General features: G+C 43.2%; 11 protein-coding genes. 4 read left to right on the forward strand and 7 right to left on the reverse strand.

Annotation, left to right across the window (positions count from 1 at the left end; genetic code table 11):
- Positions 1 to 96 precede the first annotated feature (96 nt).
- Both MB380_RS19530 and MB380_RS19535 read left to right on the forward strand, forming a co-directional pair.
- Positions 97 to 405 (forward strand): SCP2 sterol-binding domain-containing protein, encoded by a 309-nt coding sequence (locus MB380_RS19530; RefSeq protein WP_253530430.1) that lies wholly within the window; start codon positions 97 to 99, stop codon positions 403 to 405.
- A gap of 52 nt (positions 406 to 457) precedes the next feature.
- Positions 458 to 2248 (forward strand): acyl-CoA dehydrogenase, encoded by a 1791-nt coding sequence (locus tag MB380_RS19535; protein ID WP_253530432.1) that lies wholly within the window; start codon positions 458 to 460, stop codon positions 2246 to 2248.
- A 48-nt stretch (positions 2249 to 2296) separates the two neighbouring features.
- Here MB380_RS19535 and MB380_RS19540 read toward each other — a convergent pair whose 3' ends face one another.
- The 5 genes from MB380_RS19540 to MB380_RS19560 all read right to left on the reverse strand — a co-directional run bounded on the left by MB380_RS19540 (position 2297) and on the right by MB380_RS19560 (position 6615).
- A complete protein-coding gene (locus MB380_RS19540) occupies positions 2297 to 2980 on the reverse strand; it encodes a head GIN domain-containing protein (RefSeq protein ID WP_253530434.1) in 684 nt (227 codons plus the stop codon).
- A 162-nt stretch (positions 2981 to 3142) separates the two neighbouring features.
- On the reverse strand, positions 3143 to 4207 hold the full coding sequence (locus tag MB380_RS19545) for a hypothetical protein (RefSeq protein WP_253530436.1): 1065 nt from the start codon (positions 4205 to 4207) through the stop codon (positions 3143 to 3145).
- 122 nt (positions 4208 to 4329) lie between these two features.
- Positions 4330 to 5487 (reverse strand): MFS transporter, encoded by a 1158-nt coding sequence (locus MB380_RS19550; RefSeq protein WP_253530438.1) that lies wholly within the window; start codon positions 5485 to 5487, stop codon positions 4330 to 4332.
- A gap of 79 nt (positions 5488 to 5566) precedes the next feature.
- Positions 5567 to 5956, reverse strand: a complete 390-nt coding sequence (locus tag MB380_RS19555) for a VOC family protein (RefSeq protein ID WP_253530453.1) — start codon at positions 5954 to 5956, stop codon at positions 5567 to 5569.
- Positions 5953 to 6615 carry an HAD family phosphatase gene (locus tag MB380_RS19560; RefSeq protein ID WP_253530456.1) on the reverse strand — a complete coding sequence of 221 codons (663 nt, stop codon included), beginning with the start codon at positions 6613 to 6615 and terminating at the stop codon, positions 5953 to 5955. The genes MB380_RS19555 and MB380_RS19560 overlap by 4 nt, the downstream gene beginning before the upstream one ends.
- Positions 6616 to 6928: 313 nt before the next feature.
- Here MB380_RS19560 and uvrA point away from each other — a divergent pair, with 313 nt between their 5' ends.
- Complete coding sequence (uvrA, locus tag MB380_RS19565; protein WP_253530458.1) at positions 6929 to 9817, forward strand: excinuclease ABC subunit UvrA; 2889 nt, start codon at positions 6929 to 6931, stop codon at positions 9815 to 9817.
- A 20-nt stretch (positions 9818 to 9837) separates the two neighbouring features.
- On the opposite strand, the gene MB380_RS19570 is transcribed toward uvrA, so the two are convergent.
- Both MB380_RS19570 and MB380_RS19575 read right to left on the reverse strand, forming a co-directional pair.
- Positions 9838 to 10305 carry a MarR family winged helix-turn-helix transcriptional regulator gene (locus MB380_RS19570; protein ID WP_101724478.1) on the reverse strand — a complete coding sequence of 156 codons (468 nt, stop codon included), beginning with the start codon at positions 10303 to 10305 and terminating at the stop codon, positions 9838 to 9840.
- A gap of 248 nt (positions 10306 to 10553) precedes the next feature.
- Entirely contained in the window at positions 10554 to 11624 is a 1071-nt protein-coding gene (locus tag MB380_RS19575) for a branched-chain amino acid aminotransferase (RefSeq protein ID WP_253530461.1), read from the reverse strand.
- 488 nt (positions 11625 to 12112) lie between these two features.
- On the opposite strand from MB380_RS19575, the gene MB380_RS19580 reads away from it, so the two are divergent.
- A complete protein-coding gene (locus MB380_RS19580; RefSeq protein ID WP_253530464.1) occupies positions 12113 to 12847 on the forward strand; it encodes a metallophosphoesterase family protein in 735 nt (244 codons plus the stop codon).
- The last annotated feature ends 97 nt before the right edge of the window (positions 12848 to 12944 follow it).

Genomic DNA, 12944 nt, shown 5'->3' on the forward strand with positions numbered 1-12944 from the left:
ATCAAATTTTTGACAAAAAAATTAGTATGCTTGCATAATATCAGTCTAATTTTATTAACTTTCGACTTTCTATTTTTACCTCAAAAATACAAGACAATGACCGCAAAAGAATATTTACAAAACACAACAGCCAAGTTAAACGAGTCTGAAATTGAAGATGTAAACACAACTTTGCATTTTGATTTTGGCAGCGAAACCTACACCATGAACGTAGCAGCCGGCAAAGCAGTGTTAAAAGAGGGCTTTGAAGGAACCGCAGAATGTGTGATTAAGGCCAATGAAGCAGACTTTGTGAAAATTGCAACCGGCGATATGAACCCGATGATGGCAATGATGATGGGGAAACTGAAAATATCTAACCCGGGCGCCATGATGAAATATGCCAAAATGCTAGGCCTGATGTAACCGGCTGTGTGCTTTTTATTTCAGCATCTTAAAACTTTTCAATGAGCGTATCATGGCAAAGAATTTCTTCAGTAAAAGAAACGTGAATTTTCTACTTTATGAAGTACATGACGTAGAGTCACTGACAGGGCATAGCTATTTTGCAGACCACAACAGGGAAACCTTCGATATGACCATCGACACGGCCACTCAGATAGCCGAAAACCTGATGTTTCCGTTTCTGAAAGACGTTGATAAAAACCAGCCGGAGCTAAAAGATGGCCAGGTGCAGGTGCATCCCTCTATCAGAAATTACCTGAAAGCAGTAGGGGAATCTGGTATTATCGGAGCAGACTTCGATTACGAAAACGGAGGCGCCCAAATGCCGGTAACTATCACAAGCACAGTAGGATACATTCTGATGTCGGCCAATAACGGTATGATGTATACAGGCCTTACCGCCGGTGGTGCAAGGCTAATTGCCAGCTTTGGCTCTGATGAACTGAAAAAGCAGTATATAGAAAACATGATTACCGGCAAATGGCAGGGAACCATGTGCCTTACCGAGCCACAGGCGGGTAGTTCGCTCTCTGACATTACCTCTTCTGCCGAGCCTCTGGAAAATGGCGCTTACAAAATAAGAGGGCAAAAGGTTTTTATTTCTGCCGGAGACCATAATGCAACCGAAAACATTATACATCTGTTTCTGGCCCGTATTAAAGGCGCGCCAAAGGGCACCAAAGGAATATCTTTATTTGTAGTACCCAAATACAGGCTGGATGGCACCGATAATGATGTTACCTCTATGGGTATTTATCATAAATTAGGCCAAAAAGGAGTACCCGCCATGCACTTGGGCTTTGGCGACAGAAACGACGATTGTATCGGGTATCTGGTAGGTGAACCCAATAAAGGGTTGTCTTATATGTTTCAGATGATGAATGAAGCACGTATAGGCGTGGGCCTTACCGGGGTTTCTATTACTTCTGCTGCTTATTATGCTGCCCTAGAGTATGCACACGAAAGGCCGCAAAGCCGCAGGTTAAATGCCAAAACCGCATTAGACACACCTCAGGTACCGATAATTCAGCACCCTGACGTGAAAAGGATGCTGCTATTCCAGAAATCGGTAGTAGAAGGCGGCTTGTCTTTGTTGCTGGAAACCTCTAAGTATTTCGACCTGTCGGAAGCAAGTGATGACCCTGAAGAAAAAGAGAACGCTCACCTGATGGTTGAGTTGCTGACACCGATTGCCAAGACTTTCCCATGTGAATACGGTGTGTTGTCTATCAGCAATGCGGTTCAATGCTTTGGCGGATATGGCTTTACTGAGGATTTCCCGGTTGAACAATACTACCGTGATATCCGCATTACGCCTATCTATGAAGGTACAACCGGGATACAGTCGCAGGATTTACTGGGTAGAAAAATAATGCTTGCGGGCGGAAAACCCCTGCAACTGCTTGCTGCTGAAATAGGCAAAACAATTGAAACAGCCAACCAATACGATGGCTTAATAAAATATGCTCAGCTGCTTACAGAAAGCACCGGGCAATTATCGAAGGTAACAAAACATCTGTTGGGTATTGCAGGCACCGGTGATATTGAAAGATTCTTGTCTGATGCCACACTTTATATGGAGCTTTTCAGCCTGAATGTAATTGCATGGCAATGGCTGAAACAAGGCGTTGTGGCGCAGCAAAAACTATTGGCAGGCACCAATGATGCCGACTTCTACGAAAGTAAAATTCATACCATGAAATATTTCTTTCATTATGAACTACCCAAAACACAAGGGCTGGCAACACGCCTTACAGATACGGAAGTACTGACGATAATGACAGAAAAAGAAATAGTAATGTAACAACCGGGGGGACTGCTAAGGCGTCCCCCCGATGCTTTTAATACCGAATCAATTTGCCGATTTTACTGTTCCTGCACCTGAAGTATTGGCAACAACAGAGGTAGCGCCGCCTTTGTACCGCACACTGCTTGCTCCGCTGGCTTCTGCTACTATTCTACTGGTAACATATACTTTGGCTCCACTTGAACCCGAGGCATCAATTGTAGCCGTAGATACCTTAAAGTCATAAGCATTGACGCTTGAAGCGCCTGAGACATCGGCAGTGAGCTTCTGTCCGTCGCCAACAATAGCAACACTTGAAGCGCCTGAACAATCAAGGGCTAAATTTTTTGCATCAATATCAAAGGTAGCGCTCGACGCGCCCGACAAATCAATACCAAAAGATTCGCTGCTGAAACCCGATACTTTTGCTTTGCTGGCGCCTGAAAAACTGACAGCCACCAGTTTGGGCATGGTTATGTTGATGTACACTTCCTTGCGGTTTTTCCAGCCAGACCAGTTAGACGGATAGCCAATCCGGAGTTCACCGTTTGATACTTTCACAACCAGGTCTTCCAAATCCTGCTCACGTCCTGAAGTTTCTATCTTGTAATTGTTAGACTGCGTAACCGTAATAATAAAGGCGTTGCCCATATCGAGTTTATCGAAACCACTTAAACTGAATGAACGCTTAGATTCCTGTGCGGTAGCAGCAGTTGCAATGAATAGGAGTAAAATGAATAGCTTTTTCATGATTTTGTATTTGTTATTGTATCTATATCCATAAGATGAAAAAAAACTTTAAACGTTGCATAGCAGGGCTTAAATTTTTGCATTTATTTATTTGGGTTATTTCAAAAACAAAAAAGCTGCCCAGAACAGGCAGCTTTTTCAATATCAATACTTAACCGGTTGTTACTTGTTTAATATCATTTTCTGATACAAAGGCTTTTTTGAGTCTCCACGCACTACTCTCACTGTCAGCTCAGTTGCAGGCAGGTGTTCAGGCAATACATATGCTTTACGTAAGTCTTTTACGGTTCCTGTTTTTTGCAGTACCCTGGTGCCATCCTGGTTGACGACATCAACTGTTATCAGTTCAGTTTCATTCATTCCTGATAATTTCAGGAAAAACTCACCGTCAGTAGGGTTCGGATACACCCCGATAGCCGGTTGGATATTACGACTTTTGGCTCTGGTGAAAAGCGTACCACTGGCGAGGTCAGTGGTTGCAGAGAGACTGGCATCTTCACTTATTGACCAGGTGCCTTTATCAAGAAACGCTATTCCGTCTAAATCAGACCCATTGGCTAAAGATATTTTTGCTGAACCTTTGGCCGATTCAGATTTCAGTGTCCAGTATTCATTCTGGTTGATAGCGTCAACATTTTCTGAAACCTTCTCAGAAATAGTCAAGGGGCTTCTGTAAAGGTACGATGCCGTTAAGGTCTGATTGCTATGATTACCCGCTACCCTGAAAGAGCGATAATTGCTGCCGTCTCCCAGCGGAAATTCAAAAGATTCACTACCTTCTTTACTGATTACACCTTTGATATGAGAAAAATCCGAGGCTCCGTCATATCTGCTGCCAGCACTGAATATCAGCGGACTCTGCAAAGAAGATTCAATCACCCCTCTACGGAAAGACAACGCACCGTCAACCCGCAAGGGGGCTTCCAGCTTTAAATCGTTATCGAGCATTAACTGCCCGAAAGACAATTCCTTTGGACTTCTCAGAACCTGCATACTGTTACCGTCGAAAACAACTGTTCCGTTCGATTTCAGCAAACTCAGGTTATCAAAATTCTTCTGAAAATGTACCTTACCGTTATTAGTGATTTTCCCGTCGTTTACTACATCAGTATTAAAGCTCACAACGGCACCTTCGCTCACAAAGAGTTCAGCACCATTATTATACACTTGTGCCTGTATTTGCGTAGCCATCAGGCATACGCCAAAAGAGTAGATAATTTTCTTCATAACAACACCCTTTTAATTTTACACGCTAAATGTAAATAATATTCATTAGAAGAAAAAGAATTTAATGCAAATTCTATTAATTGGTTTAAAAAATAAAGGCTGGCAGTATCCTGAAAAACAAATCAGTAAAGCTTTACTTTATTAACCAGCAATACCCACACCAAAGCCAGAGAGGCAATCAGAGCAAAAGCAAAAGGCAGGCTTATGCTTTCAGAAACAAAGCCTATCAGAACCGGCCCGGCCAGAAATCCGGCCATGCTAAAGGTATTCATGGTTGCCAAACCCGCACCTTTGGCCATGCCGGGTACCCTTGCCGAGCTGCCGTAAAGAATAGGCGCCCCGCATGAAACCCCTGCCCCCACTAAGGCAAAACCTAAAATGGCCGTGGCTGTGTAGGGCAATAGAATAGATATAATAATACCGGCGGCAGCAATAATACCACCTATTTTAAGCACCTGATTTCCGCCATAACGCGGAATAAGGGCATCGCCGGCAAAACGACCCAGTGACATACAAAGTGAGTATCCGGCCAGCCCCCAACCAATAAAGTAATCTTGTGTTTGTACTACATCGCGCATATAAACGGCTGTCCAGTCGGCCATGGTACCTTCGGTAATATTGGTACACAGGCTTATCAGTATCATCAATAGTAAGGCGCCTTTCGGAAAAACAAATTTTGCGCCTTCGCCAGCTTCTATCTTTTCTTCATGAATACTCATAACCGTGGGCCGGATAAAAAATGCAAGACCTATAAAGCAGACGGTTATCAGCCACATATGGTAAGTTGGGGGTATTTTCATACCCTGTGTAAAACTTGCCAGAATAGAGCCCAGCATTAGCCCGGCACTAAACATACCATGACAGGTAGACATGATGTTGATGCTATATTGATGCTCAAGACTGGTAACACAGGTGTTCATGGCCACATTGGTGGTAGAAATGCTGATACCCACCAGAAACAAACTAAAGGCTACCAGCGGCAGGTAGTTCATGGTTACAGGCATGGCATACACCACCGACATAAAAATCAGACCGGCAATGGTGGTGTTTCTCATACCAAAACGGTTAATGAGAATCGTAGTAAAGGGGTTCATACCTGCGGCACCCAGAGGCATAAAAAGCAGCAGTAAGCCCAGTTGGGCATCATCTAATGCATATTTTTGCTTTACAAACGGAATAAGCGTAGCCCAACTGCCAAACAACATGCCCATGGCTGTAAAAACCATGGCAACAGCCAGACTCTGGCGATGAAAGAAAAATGTTGATAAATGCTTAAACATAAAATAAGAGAGCCAACAGGATGTATTTTAAACAATACTGACCTGATGGCTGATAATACAATTCAATTACAAAATATTTTTATGCCGTAATTTCTATACGGTTCTTTTCAGGGTCCAGAATCACACTTTCATAGTAGCCGTCGCCTGTCCATCGGGGCTCTCCAACAACCTCAAAACCAGCTTTTCTGAATAGCTCCGTCATTTCATCAACTTTTGCTTTGCTCCCTACTGAAAAAGCCAGGTGCGTAAGACCCATAAACTGTTCATGCCCACTATTTGTGGTATCGGTAATACCGGGCATCTGCATCAGCTCAAGCCTTGCGCCTGAATAAAAAGCAATAAAGTATGACTCATAGTTTTTCTTCTCATTTCTATACTTCTCATTGGCTACCCCACCGAAATAAGTAACGTAAAACTCGCGCATCAAATCCAGGTTTCTTACCCAAACAGCCACGTGCTCAATTGTCATAGCTCAAAAAATGATTTAATATGCTGGTACGTCAGCCCTCTGTAATCTGCAATGTAGTGGGTGCAAACCGGTAATTCTTCCTTTTTATAGGTTGTTAAAACCCCAATAACTTTGGCACCGGCAGCTTTACCGGCCGTAACGCCTGAATGCGAATCTTCAAAAACAAGACAGTTTTCAGGCAGTATACCCAGATTAGCCGCCGATTTTATATAAACCTCAGGGTGGGGCTTATGATGGGTTACATCTGCACTAGATAACAGCGACTGCATTTTATCTGCCAATGGCAGTTTGTTTAAAATCATTTCAAGGTTCTCGACAGGCGCAGAGGTGGCAATACCCGTTTTGATGCCATTGGCTTTCAGGTCGTCAATAAAATCCAGAAGGCCCTCAATAGCAACTACTTCTGGTTCATAGAGTTGTCTGAACAGCGCCTCCTTCTCAAACTCCATCAGGTTAAACTCGTCGCCGGTTACCTCTCTTTTAAGAAAGTATTTCAGAATATAGCTGTTGCTTTTGCCATACATGTGGGCTATAAATTCTTCTTCTGTGGCCTCAATATCATATTTTTTCAAGAATGCCTTCCAGGCCAGCGAATGGTGAGGGTTGGTGTGGCAAATAACCCCGTCCATATCAAAAATTACTGCAAATGGTGTTTCCAATAGTAGATATCTGATTTTTAACGCAAAATTACGGCTTTTGCCCGGCGTTTACCAGTTATTTATTTGCTAATTCTGATGCCTGATTGACCAGCCGGCCATCAACAAAAAGAATACCGTCAAAGCAAGCCCTGAAACATATTTAAAAGCCTGATTTCAAGAAATTGACGGGCCAAATTATTAGTATTGCAGAAAAGAACTATCTCTTTAATTATTTGGTTACATGATTTGAGACTTTTCTCTCTTAATGAAAGATTTACCAATTCCAACAATATAAATACCCGAATCTGTACGAAGGACACCGGGCTTTTTCTGCATGGACAATTCTGCGCTTAATTTAATAAAATACCCCGATGTTGATGCCCTTGACCCTAAGCAATTCATCATCATTAAAGGAGCCAAAGTAAATAATTTAAAAAATATTGATGTTGCCATTCCGCGCAACAAACTGGTGGTGGTAACGGGGCTTTCAGGCAGTGGAAAATCGTCTCTGGCGTTTGATACCCTCTTTGCCGAAGGCCAGCGTATGTATGTAGAGAGTCTCAGCTCTTATGCACGCCAGTTTCTGGGCCGTATGGAAAAACCCGAGGTAGAGTACATCAAAGGTGTTTCGCCGGCTATTGCCATAGAACAGAAGGTAGCCACCAAAAACCCGCGCTCTACTGTGGGTACTACCACCGAAATCTACGACTACCTGAAGCTCTTGTTTGCCCGCATAGGCATTACCTATTCGCCGGTTTCAGGCAAAGAGGTAAAAAAAGATACGGTAACTGATGTTGTGAATTTTATTCTGTCAAAAGAAGAAGGAACCAGAGTAATGGTACTGACCCCGCTGAAAATAAAAGACAACCGGAATGTAAAAAAAGAACTTGACCTGCTGCTTCAGAAAGGATACACCCGTGTGGTGGTTGACGGAGAAATAAAACAGATTGAAGAAATAGTTGAAGGAACTGAGATTATAGACGAAAAACAGCACAACATTGAAATTCTGATAGACCGGAACGTGGTAAAATATGATGAAGATACGCAGTTCCGTTTCTCAGATTCTATACAAACTGCTTTTTTTGAAGGAGAAGGCGAATGTATTGTAGATGTAATTGGCCAGGGGAAACATACTTTCTCTGACAGGTTTGAGTTAGATGGCATAGCCTTTGAAGAACCAAGCGTTAATCTATTTACTTTTAATAATCCGTATGGCGCCTGTAAGCGCTGCGAGGGATTCGGGAAAATTCTGGGTTTAGACCCTGACCTGGTGATTCCGGATAAAAATCTTTCGGTATTTGAAGGAGCCATTGCTCCCTGGAGAACCGAACGCATGAGCGAGTGGGTAGCGCCGTTACTCAAAAACGGCATCCGTTTCGACTTCCCCATTCACAGGGCTTATAAAGACCTTACCCAGGAGCAAAAAGACCTGCTCTGGACAGGCAATTCTTATTTTGAAGGCCTGGACGCATTCTTTCGGGATATAGAAAGCCAGGTACACAAGGTTCAGTACCGGGTAATGCTTTCACGCTATCGGGGGCGTACCGATTGCCCTGAATGCCGGGGCTCGCGACTGCGTAAAGATGCAGCTTATGTAAAAGTAGGTGGCGCTTCTATTACCGACCTTGTACTGATGCCGATATCAGATGTATCACAATTCTTTAATAATCTTGAGCTGCCTGATTATCAGCAAGGCATAGCCAAAAGAATACTGATTGAAATTAACAGCCGTCTGGATTTTATGGAACGGGTTGGTTTAGGATACCTGACACTCAACCGATTAACCTCCAGTCTGTCAGGCGGCGAGTTTCAACGTATTAAACTGGCCACCTCTCTGGGTAGTGCTCTGGTTGGTTCAATGTACATTTTAGATGAGCCAAGCATCGGCCTGCACCCGAGAGATACGCGCCGTTTGGTAAGTGTGCTGGAATCATTAAGAGATTTAGGTAACACCGTAGTTGTGGTAGAGCATGAGGAAGAGGTAATGCTGGCAGCTGATGAGATAATTGACATTGGCCCCGAAGCAGGAACCCTGGGCGGTAACCTGATGTTTCAGGGGAATTGGGAAGATATTATGCGGTTGAAAACAACCCCACCCCTAACCCTCCGCGACGGCGGCCGCCCCAACAGTGGGGAGGGAGTCGTAAGCCACACTATCCGCTTCCTGACAGGTGAAGACCATGTGCCTGTGCCTCAGAAAAGAAGAAAACCAGCCGACTTTATTGAACTAAAAGGTGCCAGAGAGAATAATTTAAAAGAGGTAGATGTAAAATTTCCGCTAGGTACACTTACCGTGGTAACGGGTGTGAGTGGTTCGGGAAAATCTACACTGGTTCGCAAAATCCTTTTCCCGGCCATTGCCAGGCTAAAAGGAGAATACAGTGAAGAAGCCGGAAAATACAGCGAGTTGATTGGCTCTCTCGACAGAATTACGCAGATCGAAATGGTTGACCAGAACCCAATAGGTAAGTCGTCGCGTTCTAACCCTGTTACCTATATTAAGGCCTACGATGCTATCAGGCAGTTGATGTCAGACCAGCCCCTGTCTAAAGCCCGCGACTACAAACCGGCTTTCTTCTCATTCAACGTTGATGGCGGCCGTTGTGAGGCATGCCAGGGAGAAGGAGAACAAACCATAGAGATGCAGTTTATGGCTGATGTACGCCTGAAATGCGAAAGTTGCGGTGGCAAGCGCTTCAAACAGGAGATTCTGGAAGTGAAATATAAAGATAAAGACATTGCCGATATACTGGCCATGACGGTGGATGAAGCTCTTGAGTTTTTCAGGGAAAGTGACCCGAAACTGGCCGAGAAACTTCAACCTTTGCAGGATGTGGGCTTGGGTTACATTGGTTTGGGACAGTCGTCAAGCACTTTGTCGGGTGGTGAGGCACAAAGGGTTAAACTGGCATTCTTCTTAAGCAAAGGCAATGCCGATAAAGGTAAAACCTTGTTTGTGTTTGATGAACCAACAACCGGGCTACATTTTCATGACATCAAGAAGCTGCTGAAAGCCATTAATGCCTTGGTTGACCAGGGAGACTCGGTTATTATTATTGAACACAACATGGAAATCATTAAGTCGGCCGACTGGATAATTGACTTAGGCCCTGAAGGCGGAGAAAAAGGTGGCTATCTGACTTTTGAAGGCACGCCAGAAGATATGGTAAAGCTGGAAAATAACTATACAGCTGAGTTCCTTAAAGATAAGATAAAGGTCTGAACTAAGTTCAGACCTTTATCTTAATGCATTATTTCAAATATAATATTGTCTTTTACCTTGCTGTTTTCTTCATCAACCAAAGCATTAATATCTTTAATTACCTCAAAAAAAACAGCCAGTTTTTCAGCAGGGATAGTCTCCTGAATCTTCTTGTTGAAGATAATCACTCCTTCGCGGGCAAAATTCCTCTTTTTCTTCCCTTCCTCTGTCAGGTACACCTTTACAAAACGCTTGTCGTCGGCATCTGTTTCTCTGTAAATCCAGCCTTTTTCTTCAAGGGTTTTCAGCATGCGCGTCAGACTTCTGGGCTCCATACCTATCGACGGCCCAATTTTAGTTGCCGGCGTACCTTTCTCTGAATCAATATTAAGCAAGACATACCCAATGGCCATGGTAATATCATATTGCCCTGCATAAGTATTATACATACGCGAAATGGCATGCCAGGCCCATTTAATGTAAAAATCAATAGTCTTTTCCTTCCTCATTGGTGTTTTTTGCTTCGGGTAACCACAAATGTAGAAAAAAATCAGTATGCAGGCATACTGTTCGGAAAATTATTTTGAGAAACAGAAACCTTCTTCTTTTTTAATTGATATACAATATTTCTAAAATGTAAATTTTGTTTTCTTTCGTGCCTGCATTCTTCATAAATACCTACGTATCTTTGAGTTATGAAAAAAAAAGCGACCGGTTGCCCGGTCGCCTATATCATACATTAAGTAATTTGCTATAATCAGGCATTTACTTTCCAAACCCAGCCAAAAGTATCTTCTACTTTACCTGTGCGTAAATCATTCAAAGCATTTTTCAGTTTAGAAGAAACCGACGATTCGGTTATGGCAGGTAAATCGTAATCTTCACCATTGTAGCCAATAGCTGCAAACGGAGAAACCACAACCGCTGTACCGGCGCCAAAAACCTCGGTTACCTTACCGCTTTTTATACCGGAAATCACCTCATCTACAGATACTTTTCTTTCTTCAACTTCAATATTCATCGATTTCGCCAATTGCAACAGCGAATCGCGGGTGATACCTTTCAGAATTGTGCTGCTTACGGCAGGGGTTACCAGTTTACCATCAATCACAAACATCACGTTCATCGTGCCAGACTCCTCAAAATACTTGTGTTCAATGGCATCTGTCCATAACAATTGGGTATAGCCTTGCTCCTGCGCCAACTTGGCCGGATACAAAGAGGCTGCGTAGTTACCTGCACATTTGGCATAACCCACACCACCCGGAGCAGCACGGATAAACTCGGTCTCTACTTTCACTTTTGGCGGTGTAGAGTAGTATTTACCGGCAGGGCTCATAATAATCATGAACCGGTAGCTCTGAGAAGGGCGAACACCCAGGTAAACATCACTAGAGAACATAAACGGACGTAGGTACAATGAGTTATCTTCACCTTTAGGAACCCAGGCCGCATCTAAACGCAACAACTCTTCCAACCCGCCTACAAATATATCTTCAGGTACCTGTGCCATACACATACGTTCTGCCGAAATATTGAAACGTTTCCAGTTTTCCTGCGGACGGAACATCAAAACTTCGTCATTATCATTCTTGAAAGCCTTCATACCTTCAAAAATGGCTTGTCCGTAATGCAGCACTGCAAGCGCCGGATTATAGCTGATATCGCCATAAGGTAAAATTTTTGGTGTCTGCCACGCGCCGTTTATATAGTCGGCCACGAGCATGTGGTCTGTAAAGAGTGAGCCAAACTGAATATTATTGGGGTCAAGCTGATGTATCCTGCTTTCAGCTACTGTGGTCACGTCGAAGTTTAATGTCTCTGTCATGGTAAACCTTTTTTAATAACTCAAATAAAATTTCTTTTGCGAAGCAACAAAGAATATACCACATTGTCAAGGAAAAATGCAAAAATAGTTGTTAAGACAAGTTTTCTTTTCCTGATACCCCTTTAAGTAGTTTTGTCTGATAATAAAAACTCATATTCTGGCGCAATTAAAAGCTGCCGGCAAAGCTTTGAAGCTATACGTACTACCCATACAACCGGCATATACGCACAGCTGAAAAAATGAGGGATCTTCATTAAAACCATTCTTACAAAACGTACACTCTTAAACCCGGGCAAATGGCAAAACAGGTGGTAATAAAAGGCATTAAATGGCATAAGTTTACCAGGGATTTTGCCTGTTATGCTTTTTTCAGTTTTCTTTGCCAACTGCCCTGATATAAACTAATTCAAGTGTCTGACTGAAACAATCTTTTAATTGAATGGTTCTTAATTGTTAAACGGGTGTAACCTTTCTGAAGATTGAGTACTATGAAACCACGTACACTAGTTGTTGGCGATATACATGGCGGGCTGAAAGCATTAAAGCAGGTGATGGAACGTGCCGCTGTGAGTAAAGATGACACCCTCGTATTTCTGGGTGACTATGTAGATGGCTGGAGCGAGTCGGCACAGGTGATACAGTTTCTGATAGAGCTTAACGAAACCCGGAATTGCGTTTTTGTGAAGGGGAATCATGATGTATGGTGCGAAGAGTGGCTGCGCGAAAAAGAATGGGATAAAGTTTGGGGCTTTCACGGTGGTTTTCTGACAGTGAAAAGCTATGAATCAATAAATGATGCAGAACGGCTGGAACATCTGAATTTTTTTGAACGCATGAAGATGTATCATATCGACGACAACAACCGCCTATTTATACACGCCGGGTTTACTTCTATGCACGGGCCGATGCAGGAGTTCCACCCATCTAATTTTAACTGGGACAGAACCCTTTGGGAAATGGCGCTGACGATGGATAAGCACATCAGGAGAGACTCAAAACTGTTTCCTAAAAGGCTTTTGATATTTGATGAAATATACATTGGGCATACCCCTACCCTGAACTATGACACAACCGTACCTATGAACGGCTGCAATGTTTGGAACATAGACACCGGGGCGGCGTTCTGGGGTAGCCTTAGTATATTAGATGCCGACACCAAGCAATTCTGGCAAAGTGACCCCCTGCCCCAATTATATCCCAACGAAAAAGGAAGGAACAGATAATAACCTTACTGGCACGCTACTGATTTGCCTGTAGACCTGTTCTGCTTCTACAAAAGCAACAAATACACTGCCCGGTAAAAGATCGGCCCTCTATACC

This window comes from Emticicia sp. 21SJ11W-3 (assembly GCF_024138715.1).
Taxonomy (GTDB): domain Bacteria; phylum Bacteroidota; class Bacteroidia; order Cytophagales; family Spirosomataceae; genus Emticicia; species Emticicia fluvialis.